At 36.9% G+C, this 24,320-nt stretch carries 16 protein-coding genes and 1 pseudogene; 5 read left to right on the top strand and 12 right to left on the bottom strand.

Annotation, left to right across the window (positions count from 1 at the left end; genetic code table 11):
• Nucleotides 1-10: 10 nt before the first annotated feature.
• The 7 genes and pseudogenes from RBU59_RS14400 to RBU59_RS14430 all read right to left on the bottom strand — a co-directional run bounded on the left by RBU59_RS14400 (nt 11) and on the right by RBU59_RS14430 (nt 15,001).
• Nucleotides 11-1,813 carry a methyl-accepting chemotaxis protein gene (locus tag RBU59_RS14400; protein ID WP_308143215.1) on the bottom strand — a complete coding sequence of 601 codons (1,803 nt, stop codon included), beginning with the start codon at nt 1,811-1,813 and terminating at the stop codon, nt 11-13.
• A gap of 19 nt (nt 1,814-1,832) precedes the next feature.
• On the bottom strand, nt 1,833-4,286 hold the full coding sequence (locus RBU59_RS14405) for a glycogen/starch/alpha-glucan phosphorylase (RefSeq protein WP_308143216.1): 2,454 nt from the start codon (nt 4,284-4,286) through the stop codon (nt 1,833-1,835).
• A gap of 267 nt (nt 4,287-4,553) precedes the next feature.
• A complete protein-coding gene (locus RBU59_RS14410) occupies nt 4,554-5,819 on the bottom strand; it encodes a peptidoglycan-binding domain-containing protein (RefSeq protein WP_308143217.1) in 1,266 nt (421 codons plus the stop codon).
• Nucleotides 5,820-6,046: 227 nt separating this feature from the next.
• Nucleotides 6,047-9,256, bottom strand: coding sequence for an isoleucine--tRNA ligase (gene ileS / locus RBU59_RS14415; protein WP_308143218.1), 3,210 nt, complete (start codon nt 9,254-9,256; stop codon nt 6,047-6,049).
• Between the two features lie 510 nt (nt 9,257-9,766).
• On the bottom strand, nt 9,767-11,440 hold the full coding sequence (locus RBU59_RS14420) for a hypothetical protein (RefSeq protein ID WP_308143219.1): 1,674 nt from the start codon (nt 11,438-11,440) through the stop codon (nt 9,767-9,769).
• 952 nt (nt 11,441-12,392) lie between these two features.
• Nucleotides 12,393-13,259: pseudogene (locus RBU59_RS14425) on the bottom strand (M15 family metallopeptidase); the annotation flags it as partial.
• A gap of 290 nt (nt 13,260-13,549) precedes the next feature.
• Nucleotides 13,550-15,001: a nicotinate phosphoribosyltransferase gene (locus RBU59_RS14430; protein ID WP_308143221.1), complete on the bottom strand. Its 1,452-nt coding sequence runs from the start codon at nt 14,999-15,001 to the stop codon at nt 13,550-13,552.
• Nucleotides 15,002-15,317: 316 nt separating this feature from the next.
• Here RBU59_RS14430 and RBU59_RS14435 point away from each other — a divergent pair, with 316 nt between their 5' ends.
• Entirely contained in the window at nt 15,318-16,052 is a 735-nt protein-coding gene (locus tag RBU59_RS14435; protein ID WP_308143222.1) for a lysophospholipid acyltransferase family protein, read from the top strand.
• 68 nt (nt 16,053-16,120) lie between these two features.
• The gene (locus RBU59_RS14440) at nt 16,121-16,585 is read left to right on the top strand and encodes a hypothetical protein (RefSeq protein WP_308143223.1); all 465 of its coding nucleotides are present in this window, start codon (nt 16,121-16,123) and stop codon (nt 16,583-16,585) included.
• Between the two features lie 87 nt (nt 16,586-16,672).
• Here RBU59_RS14440 and RBU59_RS14445 read toward each other — a convergent pair whose 3' ends face one another.
• From RBU59_RS14445 to RBU59_RS14455, 3 genes are all read right to left on the bottom strand, one after another.
• Nucleotides 16,673-17,101, bottom strand: a complete 429-nt coding sequence (locus RBU59_RS14445) for a DUF1934 domain-containing protein (protein ID WP_308143224.1) — start codon at nt 17,099-17,101, stop codon at nt 16,673-16,675.
• A 215-nt stretch (nt 17,102-17,316) separates the two neighbouring features.
• The gene (gene murI / locus RBU59_RS14450; RefSeq protein ID WP_308143225.1) at nt 17,317-18,138 is read right to left on the bottom strand and encodes a glutamate racemase; all 822 of its coding nucleotides are present in this window, start codon (nt 18,136-18,138) and stop codon (nt 17,317-17,319) included.
• On the bottom strand, nt 18,128-19,213 hold the full coding sequence (locus RBU59_RS14455) for a D-alanine--D-alanine ligase family protein (RefSeq protein WP_308143226.1): 1,086 nt from the start codon (nt 19,211-19,213) through the stop codon (nt 18,128-18,130). Before RBU59_RS14455 ends, murI begins: the two co-directional genes overlap by 11 nt.
• A gap of 535 nt (nt 19,214-19,748) precedes the next feature.
• Here RBU59_RS14455 and spoIIR point away from each other — a divergent pair.
• The 3 genes from spoIIR (at nt 19,749) to RBU59_RS14470 (ending at nt 22,117) form a co-directional block, all read left to right on the top strand.
• Complete coding sequence (gene spoIIR, locus RBU59_RS14460; RefSeq protein WP_308143227.1) at nt 19,749-20,447, top strand: stage II sporulation protein R; 699 nt, start codon at nt 19,749-19,751, stop codon at nt 20,445-20,447.
• Between the two features lie 118 nt (nt 20,448-20,565).
• Nucleotides 20,566-21,438: a 4-(cytidine 5'-diphospho)-2-C-methyl-D-erythritol kinase gene (gene ispE, locus RBU59_RS14465; RefSeq protein WP_308143228.1), complete on the top strand. Its 873-nt coding sequence runs from the start codon at nt 20,566-20,568 to the stop codon at nt 21,436-21,438.
• A 67-nt stretch (nt 21,439-21,505) separates the two neighbouring features.
• On the top strand, nt 21,506-22,117 hold the full coding sequence (locus RBU59_RS14470; RefSeq protein WP_308143229.1) for a hypothetical protein: 612 nt from the start codon (nt 21,506-21,508) through the stop codon (nt 22,115-22,117).
• A gap of 162 nt (nt 22,118-22,279) precedes the next feature.
• On the opposite strand, the gene RBU59_RS14475 is transcribed toward RBU59_RS14470, so the two are convergent.
• Nucleotides 22,280-23,848 (bottom strand): DUF3794 and LysM peptidoglycan-binding domain-containing protein, encoded by a 1,569-nt coding sequence (locus RBU59_RS14475; protein ID WP_308143230.1) that lies wholly within the window; start codon nt 23,846-23,848, stop codon nt 22,280-22,282.
• Nucleotides 23,849-23,967: 119 nt separating this feature from the next.
• Entirely contained in the window at nt 23,968-24,210 is a 243-nt protein-coding gene (locus RBU59_RS14480; RefSeq protein ID WP_308143231.1) for a Veg family protein, read from the bottom strand.
• Nucleotides 24,211-24,320: the final 110 nt, after the last annotated feature.

Here is a 24,320-nt window from a genome sequence, read left to right on the forward strand (position 1 = left end):
CATATCAACCTTATAATTTAAATTGTTCTACTGCTGCTTTTAATTGAACGGATAAATCTTTCAATTCTTTGTAATGAGTAGATACCTCTTCCATTTGTGCTAACTGCTCTTCGCTTGATGCAGATACTTCTTCGGCAGCAGCAGAGGTCTGCTGGGTAGAAGCAGAAATATCTCCCATAATATCTACAATCTCATCTTTCCGGCTTTTCATTGAGATACTTTCGTTATTAATTTCGTTAACATGTTTAATTACATCTTTTAAGGCTCTGGATATTTCCATAAATGCATTTTTCGTTTCACTTACAACTGTATTTTGTTCCATTGACGCTTGCTGTACTAGTTCCATGGTATTTACCGAGAAATTGGAGTAGTTATGGATTTCTCCTATAATACCTTTAATTTCCTCTACTGCATTGCCGGTCTGTTCTGCCAGTTTTCTGATTTCATCCGCTACAACTGCAAAACCCTTTCCGGCTTCCCCTGCTCTGGCTGCCTCAATGGAAGCATTCAGCGCCAAAAGATTAGTCTGCTGTGAAATCTGGGTAATGGTTTCGGTAATAACATTGATTTTTTTACTGCTTTCACTTACCTTAGTTATAACTTCGCTTATTTCCAGGGTTGTTTCATTATTTTTCTGAGTGGATTCCGTCAGTTTTCCAACAGCAATCAATCCCTTATCACTTAACAGATTCGTGGTATCTGCGGTCTGATTCATAAATGCCGCTGAATCAGCTACTGCTTCTATGCTGCCGGCAAGAAGATTTACTTTACCTACCGCATTTTGGGTATCTGAAGCTTCCTCTCCCACCGCAACCGCAACTTCCTGTATTGTAACTGCCACTTCATTAATAGCTCTGGAGGTTTCTTCCGTGATATTTGCTAAGGAGTCAGAAAAGTTCATTACCGTTTCGGAAGAATTTTTCATAGTTCCGATTAATGTCCTCATATTATTTAACATAAGGTTAAAAGATTCTGCCAGCATACCGGTTTCATCTTTATTTTTCACATTCAGTTCACAGATGTTAAGATTTCCATGGGAAACTTCTCCTAAATTACTGCTGATTTTAATAATAGGCTGGGATATATGTTTTGCAAATAAGAGTATAACCACAAGTCCGATTAATATAGAGCCGATAATAATGCTAAGTAATATTCTAAGAATCTGAAGAGAACCGCTGTTGTAATCCGACATGTAAGCACCGGCTGAAACAATCCATCCCCAGTTTGTGTCCAATTCCTGATAGGATATTTTTTCACCGAGTTTCTCCGAGCCCGGCAACGTCCAGGTATAACATACAAATCCCCCTCCGTTTTGTGCGGTTTTAATCTGTTCCTGCACTAATTTGAAATTGTTTCCGCTTTTATCTTCCACATCCCAAACATTCTTGCCCTCCAGTGAGGGATGGGCAACTTCCAGTCCGGTATCATCATATACAATAAAATACCCGTTTTTTCCCAGGTCAATATTCTTATTGATTTCTCTTTTGCCCTCGGCGTCTTTTTCACCTAATAAATAAACTTTAACTTCCTCTTGTGCTTCTTCCAACGAAACACTTCCTGCAGATACTTCTTTTTGTTTTGTATCAATTAATTGGAGCGCCTGCCTTACACTGTTTCTTAAAATTACTTCACCTTTTTTATCCAACTCCGATTTTGCTATTTGATAACTCACAAGTCCGGCCACTAATAAAGGAATAATTAACAGCAGGGAAGTCATAGTTATCAGCTTGGTCCGTATCGTGATTCGTATCTTTTTTTCTACATGTGATTCCAACCCGGGGAGGGCTTCCTTGTTCATTTTTTTTGATTTCATCCGTTCTCTCCGATTTACTTTATTTTGTTATCATAACTTTCTTAAGCTTCCAAATATCCCGGACATATTCCTCTATGGTCCTATCCGATGAAAATTTGCCGCTTTTGGCTGTATTTAATAAGGCTGCCCTGGCCCACTGCAGCTTATTACCATACGCCTTTTCTACTCTTTTCTGTGCTTCATAATAAGCTCTGAAATCCTTTAAGATAAAATACTGATCCGCCCTTTCTCCTCCTTTCGCCTCTAATAAGGATTGATAGATTTCCCTGAAGAGTTCTTTATTATCCCCTGAATATATACCATTTACCAGTTGGTCAGCCACCAATCTGATATCCTCATCCGTATTGTAAATGTCTATTGGATTATAACTTCCATTCTGCTCGTATGTTATGATTTCAGATGCAGTCAACCCAAATATAAAAGCATTTTCAGATCCTACTTCCTCCACAATTTCAATATTAGCTCCATCCATAGTTCCAAGAGTTAAGGCACCGTTAAGCATAAATTTCATATTGCCGGTGCCGGATGCTTCCTTGCTTGCAGTGGATATCTGCTCCGAAACATCTGCTGCCGCAAAAATTAACTCGGCATTGGACACCCTATAATTCTCAATAAAAACTACTTTAATTTTATTCTCTATGGCTTCATCTTTATTAATTACGTCCGCAACACTGTTAATCAGCTTAATTATCGCTTTTGCCCTGCTGTAACCGGCAGATGCTTTTGCTCCGAATATAAACGTCCTTTTTGTGAAATCTATACCCGGATTTTTCTTAAGCTGGTTATATAAAAACATGATATGCAGAATATTTAAAAGCTGACGTTTATATTCATGAAGCCTTTTTACCTGGATATCAAAAATAGAATCCGGATCTACTTCTATTTTGTTGTGCAGTTTAATATATTCTGCAAGTCTTATCTTATTTTGATATTTAATCTCCATAAATTCTTTCAGGCTTTTTTCATCTTCAGCTAAACTGCATAACCGATTCATTTGAGTTAAATCTGTTACCCAGCCGTCTCCTATCTTTTTAGTCACCCATTCCGCTAACAATGGGTTGCCGTGAAGCAGAAACCGGCGTGCCGTAATTCCATTGGTTTTATTATTAAATTTATCCGGATACAATTGATAAAAGTCTTTTAATTCCTGCTTTTTAAGTATCTCCGTATGAATTTTAGCCACTCCGTTTACGGAAAAAGAGCAGATAATAGCCAAATGGGCCATCCTGACCTGTCCATTATATAAAACAGCCATCTTCTCTACCTTATTTTGGTTTCCCGGGTAGATACGCTGTAAATCATTAACAAACCTGCGGTCGATTTCTTCAATAATCTGATAAATTCTTGGAAGCAGTCTGGAAAATAAGTCAATGGGCCATTTCTCCAGGGCTTCCGACATAATGGTATGATTCGTATAGGCACAGGTCTTATTCGTAATGTCCCAGGCTTCTTCCCAGCTTAAATAATATTCATCCAATAAAATGCGCATTAATTCCGCTGTAGTAACCGTCGGGTGCGTATCGTTTAACTGAAAACATACTTTTTCATAGAGGTTCCTTATGTCAGTATGACTTTCCATATACTTATTAACAGCTCTCTGAACACTTGCAGATACAAAGAAATACTGTTGTTTCAGCCTGAGTTCCTTCCCGGCATAATGATTATCATTGGGATACAGAACTTCACATATGGTTCTGGCCAGATTCTCCTGTTCTACTGCTTTTTCATAATCTCCCTTATCAAAGGAATCCAGATTGAAAGTATTGATAGCTTCTGCATCCCAGATTCTTAAAGTGTTAACAATATTATTACCATATCCGATGACCGGCAGGTCATACGGAACAGCCAGAACCGATTGATAATTCTCCTGTACAAAACAGTCTCTGCCCGCCTCGTCGCGAATCAGTTTTACATAACCCCCGAATTTAATCTCCTGGGCATATTCAGGACGTTTTATTTCAAACGGATTGCCGTTTTTTAACCAGTTATCTGGAACTTCCACCTGAAAACCCTTTTCAATTTTTTGTTCAAACATACCGTATTTATAACGGATTCCACAACCGTAAGCGGGATATCCCAGTGTTGACAAAGAATCCAGAAAGCAGGCCGCCAATCTTCCCAGTCCTCCGTTACCCAAAGCAGCATCCGGTTCCTCATCTTCTATCACATTAAGATCAAAACCCAGTTCCTCCAATGCTTCCCGAATTATTTTATCTGCTTTTAAATTAATTATAATGTTACCCAGGGCCCTCCCCATTAAGAACTCCATGGACAAATAATACACGGTTTTTACATCTTCCTCTTCATAAACTCTATGGGTATTCATCCAATCTTCTATAATCATATTTTTAACCGAATAAGCTACTCCATGAAAAATCTGCTGATTGGTAGCTTCTTTAAGCGTTTTTCGAAATAAAAGCTTTACATAACTTTCCACACCTCTTTTAAATTCTTCTTTATTTACAGTTTGCATATTAACCCTCCTTTCGCTAAAATAGTATTATTTTCTACAATATATTACCTATATTATAACTTATCAGAAGTCGGTTTTCAACTTCTGATAAAAGGCGCTGTCTCCCTAGCGCCGTGCATCCGATTATAGAAACATGGTTTTTGTTTCTATAATATAACTTATCAGAAGTTGCATTTCAACTTCTGATAAAAGGCGCTGTCCCGATTATGATTAAAAAACAGATAGCTGATTATACCAAAAGCTATCTGTTATATTATATAAACTATTTTATTGTCCGAAACCCCTTGTAATTCTTGCATAAACCCGGGATATCTTATACCAGGTTGCAAAATCCAAGATACCGGTTGCCGGCAGATTAAATATTTCCTGAAAATCACTTATGGCTGCCACGGTAGCCTGCCCAAAAGTCCCGTCATCTTCAGGAACTGTAATTGCTCTATAAACACCGGATATGGTTATTAATTGATCTTGTATATGGCCTACTGCTTTTCCTGACGAGCCAAGTGTTAAGTCCGTTCCGGGCCATAGTACTTCTGTACCGGCAATGTTATTTGTAGAATTTACGTAAATAGTATCTCCGAAAAAATAGCGTAAAATCTCTATCGCTGTGTATCCCCTGTCACCAAGTTCTTTAGACCCCCATAAGGATATCATAGCAGGACAGATTGCAAGTTCACCCCTGCAGGCCTGTGTTAATATCGGCTGGATAATACCGGGTCTGGATAAATAATTATTAAATATATTATCAACTACCCGGCTGACATTCGTATATATGTTTCTTCCGTAAAACCACTTCTGGTCAAAAGAAACCATCGAAGTTATATCAAAGTCATATCCCTGCCTTTTATACCAATTCGTATATATTCTGTTAAGGGAAAAGGAGATTACTACTAAACTATATGCATGTATTGTTTCCTCCGGCCAGGTAGCATATATCTGACTGCATACCACACTTTTTACATAACTGACATATTGGACGATATATTTTCTTGCGGCAAGGTTACTTGGTACTCCATTGTGAACTGTAATAAATTCCGGTATCATAACTGGTTTTGCATCAGTACCCTCAGCGTATTCTTTTACGTCATTTTCATAAACCTTTGGTGTATCGGTTCCAAATAAATAATTTGGGTCTATAATTATAACTTCCATGTCATTAATTCCAGGTATCAGAGCGGACATACTGACAGGTTGTATGGATTTAATCACGGGTAATACCTGGGCACTGTTAATCACTACGGTTTGATATCCTTTTGCTGTTACAATTATGATATATTCCGTATAAGGCTGGTAAGGTGTCACTTCCAGGCTATATTCAATTGGAGGCGTAATCAGTTCTACTTCCGGTGTTTTTCCTGAAATATCCGTAATAAGACTGTACAAAACCCTGGAAGGGTTATTCTTATTATAGATCTGTACTGCCGCGTTTTCTATCGGATAGGCATTTGCTTTATTAATAACTTGTAACTGCAATATTCCGCTGTTCCCTGACCCCAGCTGTGCCTGATATAATATCTTATACTTATTAAACATTAAGCCTTCCTAAATGTAGATTTATTTATTGTTATATATGCTTAATGCCAGAAAAAGATAACTAATAAGAAATATAAGAATTATCCATGATCGATTTCTTTGTGATGATATAAGAGAAAGAGGTTGATGTTAATCCTTAAGCTGCCTGGTTTGTGCTGTAAATACAGGAACAATCACCTCACATTTGTCATAGCTTTAGATTTAACAACAACCTCTTACATGTTATCTTATAATTTTACTACACCAAGAGTTACATTTTCTCCATTAATATTCCATTCTTTTATAAACCCGGCAGTTTCACCGAGAATAAGCTCTTCGGCCAAAACTTCTGTTTTAATTTCTTCTGAATTTCTATCAAAGATAGCTTTAATGGTATCGTTTCCGGTTTGATATACTTTGATGTGATCCATAACTTCAAAACCTGCATCTTTTCTCATTGTCTGGATTTTACTGATAATTTCTCGTACAAATCCTTCTTCAATGAGTTCTTCGGAAAGTTTTGTATCCAATACTACAGTGATACCTGAGTCCGAATCCGATACATAACCCTCTGTCTGGGCTGCTTCAATTAACAGATCTTCTTTATCAAGTACTGCTTCTGTACCGTCTAAGGTTACTTTCAGGCCTCCGGTAGCATTAATTTCATCCATAGCCTTATTTCCATCCAGCCCAGATAAAATCTGACGGATTTGACCGATTTGTTTACCGAATTTAGGTCCCAAAGTTTTTAACTGAGGTTTAAAGCTATAGGATGTAAAGTTTCTTACATCATCCGTAAAGGTTACCGCCTTAACATTTAATTCTTCTTCTATAATTTCCTTATAAAAATCCGGCAAGCCTAAGACTTTATTTCCTGATACATCCGTGAAGGTATCCTCTGATTTTACATACATTAAACCAATGGGCTGCCTGTTTTTAATATTGGCAGCGTTACGGCAGGCACGGCCTAATACAACGATATCCAATACGGCTTCCATGTTCTCCTCAAGTTCTTTATTAATATACTCCTGTTTGTAAGCAGGGTATTCGCATAAATGGATACTTTCCGGTACTGATTTATCAATATTAACCACCAGGTTGCGGTAAATATCTTCTGTCATATATGGGATAAACGGTGCCGAAACTTTAGCCAGGGTAACCAGTGCCGTGTAAAGAGTCATATAAGCGTTAATCTTATCCTGCTCCATACCTTTTGCCCAGAAACGTTCCCTGCTTCTTCTCACATACCAGTTACTCATTTCATCTACGAAATCATCCAGAATTCTGGCAGCTTCCGTGATTCGGTAATTTTCCAGGTTCTCATCCACGGTTTTAACAACTGTGTTTAATTTGGATAAAAGCCACTTATCCATTACGGTTAATTTATCATAATCTAAGGTATATTTGGTTGCATCAAATCCGTCAATGTTAGCATATAGTACAAAAAACGCATAGGTATTCCAGAAAGTACCCATAAACTTTCTCTGTCCTTCCGTAACGGCTCCGTTGTGGAAACGGTTCGGCAGCCAAAGGGCACTGTTAATGTAGAAATACCAACGGATTGCATCTGCTCCGTGTTCAGAAAGTGCATCAAATGGGTCTACCGCATTTCCCTTGGATTTAGACATCTTCTGACCGTTTTCGTCCTGAACATGACCAAGTACAATTACATTTTTAAATGGTGCCTTATCAAAGATTAAGGTTGATATAGCAAGTAAGGAGTAAAACCATCCTCTGGTCTGGTCAACCGCCTCACTGATAAAGTCAGCCGGGAAATTATCCTGGAACATTTCTTTATTTTCAAATGGATAATGCCATTGTGCAAAAGGCATGGAACCAGAGTCAAACCAGCAATCGATAACCGGTTTTACGCGGCTCATTTCCTTGCCGCATTCCGGACATTTAATGGTTACATTATCAATAAATGGTCTGTGTAATTCTATATTATCCGGACAGTTCTCTGACATGGATTTTAATTCTTCAATACTTCCGATTGCATGTCTGTGACCATCTTCGCATTCCCAGATGTTAAGAGGAGTTCCCCAATAACGGTCGCGGCTGATACCCCAGTCCTGAACATTCTTTAACCAGTCACCAAAACGTCCCTGTCCGATGCTCTCCGGCATCCAGTTAATGGTATTATTATTGGCGATGAGGTGTTCCTTTACATCTGTCATCTTAATGAACCAGGATTCCCTCGCATAATAAATAAGCGGTGTATCACATCTCCAGCAGAAAGGATAACTATGCTCAAACTTTAAGGTCTTAAATAACAGGCCGGTTTGGGCCAACTTACTTATAATACCCTCATCTGCTTTTTTACAGAACATACCTGCAAAATCGGTAACTTCAGGTTTCATTTCACCTTTCGCATCAACTAATTGTACAAAAGGAAGATCATACTTGCGTCCTACATTGGCATCATCTTCACCAAAAGCAGGTGCAATATGAACCACGCCGGTACCGTCGGTCAATGTAACATAATTATCACAGGTTACATAATAAGCTTTCTTGTCCGGTGAGACATAATTAAATAAAGGTTCATATTCCTTATATTCTAAATCGGTTCCGATATAGGTTTCTTCTATTGTATAATTACCATCAATAACTGAAAGAAGTGCTTCTGCTAAAATATATTTCTCTGTTTTAACAGTTACCTGCTCCTCTCCTTCGCTGCTTTCTTTTATGATATCACCCTTGGCATTCAGCCCCACAGAAACCTTTACATAGGATTCATTCGGGTTCACGCAAAGTGCCACATTGGATGGCAGTGTCCAGGGCGTAGTAGTCCAGGCTAAGATGTATTCGTTATCGGTACCTTTTACCTTAAATTTAGCAATTACGGATTTTTCTTTCACATCTTTATAACCTTGAGCCACTTCGTGGCTGGAAAGCGGGGTTCCGCATCTTGGACAATAAGGTACAATCTTAAATCCTTTGTATAATAATCCCTTTTCCCAGATTTGTTTTAATGCCCACCATTCCGATTCAATGAAATCATTATCATAAGTCACATATGGGTTTTCCATATCAGCCCAATATCCAACAGTACCTGAGAAATCTTCCCACATACCTTTATATTTCCATACACTTTCCTTACACTCATGAATAAATGGTTCCAGTCCATATTCTTCGATTTGTTCCTTACCATCCAAACCTAACTTTTTCTCTACTTCCAATTCTACAGGAAGTCCATGGGTATCCCAGCCTGCTTTACGCAGTACATTATATCCTTTCATGGTACGGTATCTTGGTATAATATCCTTAATAACCCTGGTTAATACATGGCCGATATGAGGTTTTCCATTAGCCGTCGGGGGACCGTCATAGAATGTATAGTTTTTACCATTTTTTCTTTCTTCAATGGTTTTCTCAAAAATTTTATTATTTTTCCAAAACTTCAGTACTTCTTTTTCTCTTTCCACAAAGTTAAGATTTGTAGACACTTTATTGTACATTTTATTTCCTCCTTTATAGTTCAATGTTTACAGCGGAGAGTTTTAATCTCTTTCCCTGTGCATCCTGCCCGGTAGGTTTTTTATTTTATAGGGAAGTTAGGAGAGCTTGTGTGGTACAGCTTCGCTGGACATACTCCTATAAAATGAAAAAAGCTCCCATCCATAAACAGGATGAGAGCATATATGCTTCATTGTACCACCTATTTACATACGATTCCATTCGGTAAAAGTATCGCCAAATCAGAATATAATATGCTTCCGTATAACGGTGGAAACCGGCTCGGCTTACTTTGTTCATAATAATGAACTTTCAGCTTACAACTTGGGAGTGATTTTCAGAAATCTGCTACCGGTATCAGGCTTTCACTAACCCCGACTCGCTTTTACTTTCGCTAAAACTGGATTCTTACTCTCTCCGTCATAGTTTTTATAATTACATATTTGATTATTTTTTATAATAATATATTATAATTTAAATGTCAATGTTAATTTTATTTCTCGGCTGATCTCTTAATAAGCACTTATCATCTGGTCAAGAACCGTGTTAATTGATTTTACATCGATTTTTTTATTAATAGACTTTAAATAGTTCTGTATATCAGCACTGGCCATATAATCTTCCATCTGGGTCATCATGTCATAAACCTTTACAGATTTATCTGGGAATTTAAAATCTTTATATTCTATTATTTTAGAATTTACTAAAACAGATACCAGTTTCTTTTCGTATTGTGCGAAATCCATTTTCATAGTCTGGCTCTTGTCTTTACCGGCGCAGTCTACAGCGATACTCATACCGGATAACAGATTACCAGTTATTGTAAACTTACCGTTCATATAACTGGTATAACCGTCACTGGTGCTGGAGAAATTTTCTAATTTAACAAGGAATTTATTCGGTACCGATGATTTCCCATCAGTAAATGCTATGTGAATATCTCCGGTTACGGCTTTTCCGTCTTCTTTCATTTTACCATCAATTTTAAAGGTTTCATCTTTGCTCATAGTATACCAGGCTTCAAAACCAATATCAGAACCCTTTTTAGCAGACACATAACCTAAGAATGAAGTTTTCGGATCGTTATCATAAGTAAAATCACGGGCAATAATATTTCCGTCTGCATCAACGAATACATTCATTACCAAATTCTTATCTTCCGTATCAGCTTTGGATCTTTCTTCCGTAATTTGTGCCAGGGCTGCATTTATAACATTGGTATAATCTTGTTTCGTACCAAGTTTAAATTTTACGTATAAATCAGCCAGATCAGTATCGGATTTCGCTGTCTTTAAAACTTTTTCGGCAATGTCTAACTGCGTATTTTTGGTAATTTGTACGGCTGCTCTTGTTGCAACTTCATTGATTCCGGATGTTGTAACATTGTCATTGATCAGACTTACATCATCTAAGTCTTCCACTAAAATAGATGAGTATTTATTTAACAGCTTATTTAATAATTCTGCTGAAAGTGGATTGTTATATAATAGATCCATAAGTTCTTTGGTAGTAAATGGAATAGGCGTCTGGTTAGATACCCCATTTGTTGGATTCATGGATAGTTTAAGATAAGCCTTGCTTAATTCAGGGATTATGATATATTCTAATTCTTTATCCATATCAACTAATACATTTAATTTGGTAACTTCCTTATCATTGGTAAAAAGTGAAATTTCAGATTTTGATTTTTTATCTGTCTGCATGGATTTAATAGCTGCTTTTACACTATTAAGCCCCTCCAGTCCCATGGACGAAACCAGACTAGGATCGATATCGGCTTTTATCGTCATTTCTGTGCCAATCCCAGCTTTTGATTTCTTGTAATTGTCAAGACATTGTCCATAATACTTGGATATGGCATCGATTTGTTTCTCTAAGTTTGCTTTTTCAACACTCTGGTAATAATCTGCCGGAGTCTCAGTTGATACGGTTGTTTCTTTTGCTACTGCTGTTTTCGACGTTCCTGTTGTTTCTGCGTATGCATTTACCGCCGTAGGTCCAACTAAGGATAAGACCATAAGAACGAGCGTTAACATAGCTGTCCCAAAAACCCTCGGCAGGCAACGGAAAAAAGCTTTGTTAAATGAACCTCCTCCGCTCCTTTGCTGTTCTGTAATTAATTTTGATTCATTCGTACTTAATAAATCATTTGTAGAGTGCTTGATATTTTTTTGACAATCCAACATAATAAACCTCCGCTTTTTTATAATTATATTTTAGGAATAAAAAACCATTCCTATAATTAGGTGCATTGAAGAAAAGCACCCTTTTATGGGAGTATATAAAACTTCTTCCGATAAATTACATTATAGGAAATCACAATTATTTCTATTTCACTAATCATAACAAATTTTGCTAATTTCGTCAATAATCGATACTACCTAACTTCAGATTATATTCAAAGTTCAACCATAGGACTGAACTGTAGTCTTTATATTATTTCAGCTCGCTTTTCCTGATAAAAAATCCTTAAATTAAAAAAGAGGCCTTTATTAAGTTCTTTAAACACAAATCTGCAAATGAATAATTAATTATATTTCCAAAGCAAAATTAGTATTAAGATTAATAAACAGCCTTTAACTTAATAATATTATATGATTCGAGTCCCAAAAGCCAGTTTTATATGGTACATTATCTGTATGGCTTTTGACGCTTGAACATAATAATAGTTTAATTATAAAATATCGGTTACGGAGTTTCTTCGTCCGTAGTCTCATCCGTTGAAGGAGGCGTTATTTCTTCGTCCTGATTTGGTGTTGGAGTTACGGTTTCAGTAGGTACAGGTGTTACGGTCGGAGTTGTTCCGTGTCCTTTCGGGGGTTTCGTTGGTGTTACATTACCATTATCACCGGTATTAGCATCTTTCGTTTCATCGGTAGTATCTTCATCCTCTTTACCGCCGGTTGGCTTTTTTGTAGGTTTAACAGAATCCTCTGTTGTGTCCTTAGTGTCATCTGCAGTATTTTTATCTTCATCCGTATTTTTATCTTCTTCCGTATTTTTCTCAGGTTTGTCTGTCGGCGCCTTAGTCGGTGCCTTAGTCGGTGCCTTAGTTGGTTCCATTACATCTGCTAAATCAATGCCGTAATCCACCAGCTTATCATAACTGATCTGATCAGAGTAATCCGTGCTTGGTTTAAAATTATAATACTCTTCCAAACAAAGGTTATTCTCATATATATATTTTGCCAACGGTTTTCCTACATAACGTATATGCCAGGGTTCGTAAGAATAACCGGTTATTTTTGTCTTATCCTTTGGATAACGGATGATAAAACCATATAAATGAGCATTTTCCGCCAGCCACTTTCCTTCTATTGAATCTCCAAAGGTTTCGTCCAGTCTATTATTTACTGAATCCGCTGATACGTCAATGGCAAGTCCGGTTTGATGTTCACTGAATCCAGGTGTTGCGGAATATTTGGCGGTATGTTCTAACCCCTGTTTTTTCACATTATCCGTAAATATATCATATTGTCTTTCATACGAACGGTAGGCAGATACTCCGTTCAATATTATATTCTGTGCTTTGCCTCCATCAAAAAGCTTCACTAAGGCATCCGCAGCTTCCTGCCTCATAAGTTTCTTTTCATCATAATAGCTGAATGAAAAATTGACATCCGGAACAACTAAATCACCAGGTATGTAATCAGAAGGCAATCGTAATTCTTTATTCACCAGAACTGTCATACTTTCCGGATTGGTATCCAACACCACCTTGTCATGGCCGGTAATTACTTCCAGGGCCTCTTCTTTACTGTTGTCCACTTTCGAATCTCCTGTTGCTTTATTTATATTATTATATTCAGAAGTACTTCCCGAATATGATGGGTCATCATAATAATGTTCAAAGGCATAAGTGGACTCACCTGAAGGGAATAGTGATGTTATGGATGCATAGGTAATCGCGCATAATATAACTAATGGCACACCCACAATAGCTGCCCTTTTTAAATTCCTCTTAATCATACGTTTCTTTTTTTTATTTAGCATACTTGCTCCCATTTTTTAACTACTATCAGGTTTAATGATACCTGACATTTACAAAGTACTGACTGTTATACCTGCATACCTGCCATATAACCAATATTATAACATATTATTAGACAAAATCCATGTTTTCCTTAAATAAAACGACATAACAATTAAAAGCCATAAATTATCTGATTAAATACCGCTAATATTGGTAAAATTAAATGAATTTTATAATATTTTAATTATTATAGCAATGATATCTAAGGGAATTTGTATTAATGATGTTATATCAGTGATAAATTAATTATCATAAATATTATTTAATTGAGACTATTAATATTATCTAATAGCTGGTTTTTTAACTGATATAATTCATTCGACAAGTCTACATATACATCATGAGGATTAACAAGTCTTCTTGTTTCATCCCATAAAGTATCCTGTTCTTTCAGACAATAATCCCTGATTTCCATAACTGACGGAGACTCATAAATACATTTTCCGTCTTTAAATATAGGTTTTAAAATCTCTCTTAAAGTATAAGTTCCTGCTTTTAAGTAAGTCTTTTTCCAGGTAGCTAAAGGATCAAATAATTTCAGAGGATTTTCTTCAGAATATTTCTCATAAGCCATGGAAATCAAGTCTGCTTTAATTTTACCGGTTTCTTTATCATAGATACGGTAAACAGTCTTGTTGCCGGGATTGGTAATTTTCCATGGATTCTCAGACAGCTTAATTTTAGGTATAAACTTACCGTCCTTTTTGATTGCAGCTAACTTATATACCCCTCCAAAAGCCGGACAATCCTTTGAAGTTATCAGATTTGTACCAACACCCCAGGAATTAATGGCAGCCCCTTGTGTTTTAAGGGAATCTATAAGATATTCATCCAAATCACTGGACGCTACAATAGAAGCATCTTTAAATCCGGCAGCATCCAGCATTTTTCTTGCTTTCTTGGATAGATAGGCCAAATCCCCACTGTCCAAACGGATACCGTAACTTTTCGGCATGTTTCCGGCATCTCTTAATTCTGTAAATACTTTAATTGCATTAGGAACCCCTGATCTTAAAGTGTCGTAAGTGTCCACTAACAGTGTGGCATTATTCGGATAAAGATCAGCATATTCCCGGAATGCAGTAAGTTCATCTTCAAAGCTCATAATCCAGCTATGAGCGTGCGTCCCTAAAGCCGGTACATCAAACATTTTAGCTGCAAGAACATTACTTGTCCCATTACAACCGCCTATTACCGCCGCTCTGGCTCCATAGGTTCCGGCATCCGGCCCCTGGGCACGTCTTAAACCAAATTCCATGACCGGTTCCCCTTTGGCAGCATAACATACCCGAGAAGCCTTGGTGGCGATCAGACTTTGATGATTGATAATATTTAAAACTGCAGTCTCTATTAATTGAGCTTCCATGATAGGTGCTATAACCTTTAATAACGGTTCCATAGGGAATACTACCGTTCCCTCCGGGACACCATAGATATCTCCTGTAAATTTAAAACCGGAAAGATAGCTTAAAAAGTCTTCGTCAAACATATTTAAGCTTCTTAAGTATGTGATGTCCTCATTACTGAAATGAATGCTCTTTATATATTCGATAACCTGCTCCAGTCCGGCACATATGGCATAACCGCTTCCGGATGGGTTGTTTCGGTAAAAAACATCAAAAATTACCGTATCATTGCTATTATTTTTATAATAGCCCTGCATCATCGTTAATTCATAAAAATCGGTTAATAAAGTTAAATTCTCATTTCCCATGGTACTACTCCTTTGTTCCCAGGCAGCTCGTCAAGGCTTTCTTTTCCTTACCTTTTGTGAGTGTTTTTTATCTTATCTTACAGGAATGTTTTTTTATCTTTTACATTATAACACATAATCCGAATAGTACAACCAATCGTAAAATATTTAATAATAGTTAAGAATTTCGTAATTTTCGTTTGTCTTGCCTATAAAAATACTTCGTATTTTCAACCATGATGTGATATAATATATAAAGCAAAAAAGAACTGTTACACAAATTATTTGTAATTCAGGCAGTTTTGTATTAACGAATCATAAGAAATTGGAGGGTTTTATGAAAACCATAATTACAGCACTGTTTTTACTTATATTTTTTATTATTAGTATACCTCTTTTTATTGTGGAAATAATTATAGGAAAAATCAATCCGCATTTAAAAGTTAAATCATCCCAAGGCATAGTGGTATCAGCCTTTCGTATCATATTATTTCTGTGTGGTATTAAAAAGACCGTTATCGGTGTTGAGAATGTTCCTAAAGAGGAAGCTGTTTTATATGTTTCAAATCACCGCAGTTATTTTGATATTTTGATCGGTTATACCTCCGTTCCGAATCTGACCGGATTTGTTGCAAAAAAGGAAATGTCCCATATCCCCTTTATCAGTTTGTGGATGTCTTTTTTAAACTGCTTATTTTTGGACCGGGATAATGTCAGGGAAGGCCTTAAGACCATATTAGAGGGTGTAGAATTAATTAAGAAAGGTTATTCTATCTTTATCTCTCCGGAGGGTACAAGAAGCCAGAATGCAGAAATGCTTCCATTTAAGGAGGGAAGTCTTAAAATGGCAGAGAAAACTGGCTGTGCTATCATCCCCGTATCCATTAATAATACGGATAACATATTTGAAAATCATATTCCATGGATAAAAAAGGCACATGTAGTGATTGAATTCGGAAAACCGGTATATCCTAATGAACTAGATAAGGAAAACCGTAAATTTATCGGCTCCTATGTGCAGAATATTATTCGTGAAACCTTGAATAGAAATGCCGGACTCGTCAAATTCTAAGGCTTGAACTTTTAAATAAATAATGATACAATATTACCACTGTATTAATGAGGGAAGGAGGTACATACATGAAACCTGCTGTAATAATACTGTTAATTGTTTTGGCTGTCGTAATCGGAGCACTGATTTTTTTAGTTATTTATGGACGTAAACTCCAAAAAAGGTCAGAAGAAAACCAGGCACAAATGAAAGCCGGTGCTCAGGCAGTCTCAATTTTAGTTATAGATAAAAAGCGCATGAAACTTAAGGAAGCAAATCTTCCGAAAATCGTTTTGGATCAAACGCCAAGATATCTGCGTGGTTCCAAGGTGCCTATTGTAAAAGCCAAAATCGGGCCTAAGATAATGACTTTAATGTGTGATGAAAAAGTATTTGATTTAATCCCGGTTAAAAAAGAAGTAAAAGCAGTTATGAATGGTATTTATATAATGGATGTAAAAGGCCTGCGCTCTAATTTAGATGCAAAACCTGTAAAGCAAAAATTTTTCCAAAGAATGAAAAATAATCTGTTAAATAAAGCAAAATCAAAATAATTTCTTTACAAAAAAGGTTATCGGATCTTTATATCAACTGCAAGAAATTTTGCAGCAAAAGTATAAAGATCTGATAACTTCTTTTTATTATCCGGCTTTCTTGGAGCTAATCTTTAGTTGAATCTGACAATCCGAAATAAAGGAATAATTAATGTCCAGTCCATAGTTAATTTCTGCGGTTATTTTGTCTTCATCTTCCGTAACCCTGATCTGTGACGTATAGATACCAACCTGAAGTTCACCATAAGGAGTCTGGTAGTAAGTAGTATTCTTGGAATTCTCCTCAAACACCATATGCACATTATTTGCTCCGTGTTTAATAATATCGATTTGTTTGTCTGCTATTTTTATGGTGCAGTTTGTGACTCCATCCATATCTTCCAGAATTTCTTCATAAACAACATAATGCTTCCCATTGCGGTTATAATACTCTCCCACGGATATTACTTCCACCGCTTCATCTTTATCTATCTCATATTGAAGACCGGATATTGACACCAATACATCTTTTTTCATATTAAACGCCTGCATAACACATCTATTCACAGATGTGTTACTGCCACAAATAAAAAGAGTGAAAGTATGTGGCATTCCTTTCTTTAAGTATATTTTATTTCACACTAACGCCCATGCTTTATGGGCATAAATCCAGAAGAATAGCCTCTTTTGCAGATTATTGTGTATCCGCAGGTTTTGTCAAGTATACTAAAGCAGTAATTCTCCTGCCGATATTAACACAGGGTATCGGCAAAACTTTCTATATTAACATCTTTCGTCTCTACCACATCACAAGGCAGAATTGTATTTGCAAATTTCTTAAATTTCTCTGCTCCGTCACTTACGTAAAATTTATGTTCTCCGGCCGGATTTACACTTTCTAACCCCTTGGATTTAAGAACTTCTTTTAACATTCTGGCCGTTTCAAATGCAGGATTAACCAGTGTCACCTTGTCACCTAATATTGAGCCGATCGTATGCCGGATAAGCGGATAGTGGGTACAGCCTAAAACAAGAGTATCAATATCATAATCTGTCAGTTCACTCATATACCTCTTTGCGACTTCCACTGTAATAGGGTCAGTAAGCCAGCCCTCTTCAACAAGGGGGACAAAAAGGGGACAAGCTTTACCGTATACTCTCACGTTAGGATTCGTTTTACTCAAATAATCATTATAGATTCCACTGTTGATGGTACCCTCCGTACCAATAATTCCTATTCTGCCGTTCCTGGTAGTTTCAGCCGCAACCTTGGCTCCCGGTTTAACCACACCGATAACTGGTATGGATACTTCCTGTGAGACAGTCTCCAAGGCAAATGCGCTTGCAGTATTACATGCTATTACGATTGCTTTAACATCTTTAGTCTGAAGAAATTTAACAATCTGTCTGGAATAAGTTATAATCGTTTTCTTTGATTTGCTGCCGTATGGAACCCTAGCTGTATCTCCAAAATAAATAATGGTTTCATTCGGTATCTGCCTCATTATCTCCCTTACAACGGTAAGTCCGCCGATACCGGAATCAAAAACACCTATAGGAGCACTACAAGACATCTCCCTGACCTCCTGCTTCCGCTGCCCTTGCAAATGCCAATTGCAGTAATTTTTCAATTAATTGAGGTTTTCCGATTCCTTTCGCCTCCCAGAGCATAGGATACATGCTGATAGAGGTAAAACCCGGCATAGTATTTATCTCATTAAATATAACCTCTCCGGTTTCTTTGTCTACAAAAAAGTCTACCCTGGATAATCCGAATCCATCCACGGCTTTAAATATTTTTACGGCATAATCTCTGATAATCTCCGCCGCATTACCTGGAAGCTCCGGAGATAATACGGTTTTTGAGGCTTCATTGTTATATTTAGCATCATAGTCATAAAAATCAGCAGCTGCAATAATTTCTCCCACACCGGAGGCTTTTGGTTCATTGCCTCCAAGCACGGCACATTCTACTTCCCTGCCGTTTATGGTCTCCTCTACTAAGATTTTTCTGTCGTGCTTTGCAGCCATATGTAATCCTTTGATTAAGTCATCCCTGTTATAAGCCTTTGAAATTCCTCTTGAGGACCCTGCATTAGATGGTTTTATAAATACCGGATAAAGAATTTTCTGTTCAATTTTTTCTACAACCTGGCTGATCTGCTCCAATTCTTTTTTCATAACCGAAACATAGTTTGCCTGTCTGATTCCTAAGGTATCTACAATAATCTTGGTAAATAATTTATCCATGGAAACACCGGAGGCAACAACACCACATCCTACATAAGGAATCCCGGCCAGTTCAAGTAAGCCCTGTACCGTTCCGTCCTCACCATAAAGTCCGTGGAGTGCCGGAAATACCACATCAATCTTTTCTGAGGACACTTTATTGCCATCCAGAAGTAAAACTGCTTTTTGGGTAGCATCCGGTGAAATAACCGCCGTTACAGTACTTTTATTCCAGTCACCTGATTTTATATCTGCTACTGAATCGACTTTAACCCATTTGCCTCCCTTTGTTATTCCTATTATAATAATCCGGTACAAATCCGTGTTAATATTGTTAATAATAGTAGTTGCTGAAACACATGAAACTTCATGCTCCGAGGATTGCCCTCCAAACAAAACTGCTACTGTTTTTTTATTCATAATAATATATCCTTTCTTTATGCCCAAGAGCTATAAAATACAGATAAGTAAACAAGTGCTTATAATTAACAGAAGCTGTTTCACATATACCCGGCAAAAGGGGCAACATTGAATGCCCTGCAGCTGACTATGGGTTTCTGATTGTGCCTCTATAGTATTTTTATTAAGTACTTGAATACTTTATTCATTTTACTATTTATTTCACTAACATTCAATAGCTTTTGCGAATACTATTCCTATTTTTGAATCAGACTCATTCAGTCACTTCATTTCTTTTCTTTACATGAATATATTTACCGCCTTTATAATTGGCAAGAAATGTCATTGCAAATCATAAAATCCTATACGGTCTAGACCCTTTTACATGTTTCGTCTGAAAAAAATTCACCGACCGATTCATTTTAACATATACAGATATTTATTACAAATGATTACTTACCCAAATATTGGTAATACTACTACTAAATAAAAAAATTTAAGGACTTAATTACATATTAATTTAAACAGCCTGTTTTATAGGGCAGAATGGAGTTTTATGAATCATCATAATATATACAGCGCATTGGCTATACATAAGAAATGGAATTACAAAAGTTACATTTACTGTGGATTTTTTTCCTTTAGTGTTTTACTTGTTTTATTTACCTTATTATTATTTAAGGCACTTCCTTCGGATGCCAGAAAAGATAATCTTCAAAAAGGCATCGCTTCGGAAATCATTCGGTTTCACGTTATCGGAAATAGTGATTCCGCCGAGGACCAGGCTTTAAAACTGGTAATTAAAGGAGCTCTGACAGATGCTTTGAGACCCAAATTGGAGCATGTAAAAAACATTAATGAGGCAAGAAGTATCTTAAATAATAATTTAGATGAAATGGAAACCGTCGCCAACAGAATAATCAAGGAAAATGGCTATGATTATACAGCCAAAGCCACCATAGAAAAAGGTTATTTCCCTTTAAAAGTATATGGGGACTTGTCCCTTCCTCCCGGGGAATATGAAGCTGTCCGGGTTGAACTTGGTGCTGCTGCCGGACAAAACTGGTGGTGTATCATGTTTCCACCTCTTTGTTTTGTTGATTCCACTTATAGTGTAGTCCCCAAATCCTCCAAAGAGGAACTAAAATATCTATTAACAGATGAGGAATACAAAGCCGTATTTTCTAATAGGGATACAAAAATTAAAGTAAAGTTTAAAATATTATCAATGATAAAAGATGCAATGAAAGATTAGAAAAAGGCTGCTATTGCAAAGAGCTGCTCCTGCGTTTATAATCATACTAAATGCTGCATTAATAGGTAAGGTCGTTTCGCATTTACCTAAAACTACATAAAGATAAACAGGAGTACTTATGAATTCGATAAAATTAAAAGCCCACGCAAAAATAAACCTCGGCCTGGATGTGGTGAGGAGACGGCAGGATGGATATCATGAAGTCCGCATGATTATGCAGACCGTTGGTCTTTATGATAAGCTGACACTAACCCGTACTAATAATACGTCCATCGTTATTAATACAAATCTGCATTATTTACCTACAGATGATAGTAATCTTGTTTATAAAGCTATTTCCTTAATTCGAAGAGAATATCAAATAGAACAGGGCGTTTATGTTAATCTGGAAAAGAAAATACCGGTTGCTGCAGGTATGGCAGGGGGAAGTTCAGACGCCGCTACAGCTTTATATGGAATGAACCGGCTTTTTGGTTTAAACCTCACTAAAACTGACTTGATGAAACTAGGGCTGCAGCTTGGAGCGGATGTTCCCTATTGTATCATGCGAGGAACCGCTTTATCTGAGGGCATCGGCGAAATTCTGACTCCCTTGCCTCCATTTCCGGAATGTAATGTATTAATTGTGAAACCCGGTATCAGCGTCTCAACTAAATATGTCTATGAAAACCTGAAACTGGATGAAAACACCAAACATCCTGATATAGATGGTATTATCCGTTCTATAATGAGAAATGATCTCTCCGGTGCAGTAAACCTTTTTGGTAATGTTTTAGAAACTGTTACGGAAGCGGAATATCCGATTATCCGAAGTATCAAAGCTACTATGATGGAACTCGGTGCGGTAGGCTCATTAATGAGCGGAAGCGGTCCGACCGTATTTGGGTTATTTGACGATATTAAAAAAGCAGAAAAAGCATTCTACCAGTTTAAGGTAAGTGATTTGGGAAAACAGGTATTCCTTACCGATTTATATCACCCAAGATATTAAGTTTTTATACTGCCTCTCCGATAATTACCATATAAAGTTAATTATTCTACCAAGGAGGGTGCAAGTTATGGGTTTAAATGGAGTTACTTCAGCTTCTTCCGTATACGGAAGCGCTAACACAAACCAAACTAAGAGTAAGGATACAACAAGTAAAACTGCTACAGATACCAATCAGGAGACCCCATCTGCCGTTTATGAAAAAAATACCGGTGAGAGTACTAAGAAAGTCGTTTACAAACAGGATACGGCCACTATCGCCCAATTAAAGGCGGATGCAGAAAAGCATACCAAACAGCTTAGGGATTTAGTAGAAAAAATGCTGTTAAAACAGGGTCAGACCTTTGATGAATCCACCATGTATCAATTATTAAGGGAAGGAAAAGTACCTGTAGATGAAGAAACTGCAGCTCAGGCAAAAGCTGACATTGCGGAAGACGGATATTGGGGTGTAAATCAGACTTCAGACCGTTTAGTATCTTTTGCAAAAGCTCTGACCGGCGGAGATCCGGATAAAATAGACGAGATGATCGACGCCGTGAAAAAAGGTTTTGAACAAGCTACCAAGACCTGGGGCGATGAACTTCCGGATATCTGCAAACAGACTTTGGATACTACAATGGAGAAATTAAATGAGTGGAAAAAATCCGCTTCCGGTCAAGATTCAACCGTAACAAGTTAAGCTTTTATGTGTTTTTGTATCTATAAATGACTCCAGTTAATTACTATATAGGAATCGTTTATACGAACAGAAATTAAGGCCTTGTCATAAATTCGGATATACTAAACATCGGAATTTATGACAGAGCCTTTTTCTTTGCCATAGATAAGGGATTTTTGTAAATTATATCGTTCTTTCTACTTTTTTCATTATAATTAATTTATCGCCAATCTTTATATTATTATCTTCTAATCCGTTGAGTTCTCTGATTCTATCCACAGTTGTATAATATTTCTTCGCAATATTCCACAAACTATCCTGGTTTTTCACAATATAACCCACAATACTTGGCATATTCTGTATTTTTTCATAGTCCAGGTCATAAGCCTCTATATCCGTAATGACAGGTTCCGTGATAGAGTCAAATACAATGGCATTTAATCCGATACCTGCTTTCACCTCTATTTCCTCACTGTCTAACATCATGACACTAAGCTGTTCTAATGCTGGTTTTACGTGATAAATGCTGGTGGGTTTAATTCCTTTTGCTTCAATTGTCTGGTTGAATGGTATAATACCTTTAACAGAATTAAGCGGTTTATTGTCATCTGCACAAATATATAAAATCTGTACCTCTAATACACCGTTTACCTCCAGACCATTATCTACCTGCGTGATATCATCTACTTTAATACCACCGGCTGCATGGCAGACCTGAAGAATATCCGGCTGATTGGCAGTTATTTTAAGACGGTCATTAACCCGCACCTTGCTGTTGTTTTTAACTAATAGATCTTCATAATGAGCATCCTTTAGAACAGGAACCAATTCTTTTACAGGAGAATAAATATCATTTAATAATTCCAGTTCTTCTTCTTCGTATATTTTAATTCCCATTTCCAAAACCACTTCTACATCAATGATTCTTTCCTCTCCGTCTGCATCCGGCATTACTTCCAGACTTTTACTTGCAATAGAGAATTCGATGTTATCTACCATATCTTCCGTACATCCGTTGCAGTCAACTGTTGTGCTAAAAGGTAATTCTGTCTCGAAATACTCAACAGGATTATCATCACTTTCACTGGCATATAAAATAAATACCAGAATTTCACCTTTCACAGTAAATTTATCTGTCAGCAGTCTTACCTCAGGATTTCTTAGTTCAAGCTCACTATATAAAATTTCTGAAATATTTCCTTTGTTAGACGGCAGGTGTATCTGATCTTTTACACGATAAGTATCTTTCTTATCAACAGCAATATCGGTTACTGTTATATTCTTATTTACAAATTGAACGTTCTCGTCACCCTCTATAGAAACCGCTGTTGCCTCATCATACAATTCTTCCACTAGAACTGTAAGCCCTACAATTGCTTTTACATTAATTTTTCTGGAATTTATCAGTCCAGGTGTCAAATCTTCCAGTTCCCAATTAATGATAGCCTCATCGCCGGCGCAGGCTTCATCTAAGTGGATTACTTCGTCAAATGGCACTTCTCCAGACATATTATGTACCGGCCTGACGTTCTCGTCGCTTAAATACAGCATATTAAAGGAAAGAGCGCCTTTTACCATCAATTTACCATTTAACATCTTGACGTCATTAATTTTAATAGCGCCCTGTTCTTTAATAATTTTATAGATGTCCGGTTTCACATCGGGAACATTAAAATCATCGTCTAGGGTAAGCTGAAGGCTGCTTTGACATTTCAATTTATTCATGTGAACATTTTTCTTAATCAGCTCCACAAAAAATCCCTCCTTGTCTTATACCATATCATATTCGGGAGTCCTATTTTTTATGAATAAAAAAGCTCCAATTTATCATCCCGATAAATTGAAGCATGTCTTATCTTATGTTTAAAGGATTAGCATAACATCATCTGCACATCTTTTGTCAATACATCTGCATAACTAAATGACATAGTCTTTACCGCGTCACTTCCGGCGTCATCAATCTGTATGAGAAAAATGCTGGGATAAGTTTGAGTAATTATGCCTTCTGTAATATCCATTTTATTTCTGCCTCTATTCGCCTTAATTTTTACTCTGCTTCCTACGTGACTTATTATTTCTCTACGAACCTTGCTAACATCTGCCTGTTTCACCATAATAACAGCCTCCTTAAGGGTAGTAAAACTTTATATAGGATCTAGGAATCATTGTCGGGATTCCTCAAACTATTGGACATAAGTTCCGAAAATACAGCTATTGCTACTAT

Source organism: Anaerocolumna sp. MB42-C2, from assembly GCF_030913705.1.
Taxonomy (GTDB): domain Bacteria; phylum Bacillota; class Clostridia; order Lachnospirales; family Lachnospiraceae; genus Anaerocolumna.

What these genes read in the sequence shown, in the direction of transcription:
- RBU59_RS14420 (WP_308143219.1), bottom strand. Translation starts at nt 11,440, where the DNA reads ATGTTGGATTGTCAAAAAAATATCAAGCACTCTACAAATGATTTATTA.
- RBU59_RS14435 (WP_308143222.1), top strand. Translation starts at nt 15,318, where the DNA reads ATGAAAACCATAATTACAGCACTGTTTTTACTTATATTTTTTATTATT.
- RBU59_RS14480 (WP_308143231.1), bottom strand. Translation starts at nt 24,210, where the DNA reads ATGGTGAAACAGGCAGATGTTAGCAAGGTTCGTAGAGAAATAATAAGT.
- RBU59_RS14440 (WP_308143223.1), top strand. Translation starts at nt 16,121, where the DNA reads ATGAAACCTGCTGTAATAATACTGTTAATTGTTTTGGCTGTCGTAATC.
- ispE (WP_308143228.1), top strand. Translation starts at nt 20,566, where the DNA reads ATGAATTCGATAAAATTAAAAGCCCACGCAAAAATAAACCTCGGCCTG.
- RBU59_RS14470 (WP_308143229.1), top strand. Translation starts at nt 21,506, where the DNA reads ATGGGTTTAAATGGAGTTACTTCAGCTTCTTCCGTATACGGAAGCGCT.
- RBU59_RS14400 (WP_308143215.1), bottom strand. Translation starts at nt 1,813, where the DNA reads ATGAAATCAAAAAAAATGAACAAGGAAGCCCTCCCCGGGTTGGAATCA.
- spoIIR (WP_308143227.1), top strand. Translation starts at nt 19,749, where the DNA reads ATGAATCATCATAATATATACAGCGCATTGGCTATACATAAGAAATGG.
- RBU59_RS14445 (WP_308143224.1), bottom strand. Translation starts at nt 17,101, where the DNA reads ATGAAAAAAGATGTATTGGTGTCAATATCCGGTCTTCAATATGAGATA.
- RBU59_RS14405 (WP_308143216.1), bottom strand. Translation starts at nt 4,286, where the DNA reads ATGCAAACTGTAAATAAAGAAGAATTTAAAAGAGGTGTGGAAAGTTAT.
- ileS (WP_308143218.1), bottom strand. Translation starts at nt 9,256, where the DNA reads ATGTACAATAAAGTGTCTACAAATCTTAACTTTGTGGAAAGAGAAAAA.
- RBU59_RS14455 (WP_308143226.1), bottom strand. Translation starts at nt 19,213, where the DNA reads ATGAATAAAAAAACAGTAGCAGTTTTGTTTGGAGGGCAATCCTCGGAG.
- RBU59_RS14410 (WP_308143217.1), bottom strand. Translation starts at nt 5,819, where the DNA reads ATGTTTAATAAGTATAAGATATTATATCAGGCACAGCTGGGGTCAGGG.
- murI (WP_308143225.1), bottom strand. Translation starts at nt 18,138, where the DNA reads ATGTCTTGTAGTGCTCCTATAGGTGTTTTTGATTCCGGTATCGGCGGA.
- RBU59_RS14430 (WP_308143221.1), bottom strand. Translation starts at nt 15,001, where the DNA reads ATGGGAAATGAGAATTTAACTTTATTAACCGATTTTTATGAATTAACG.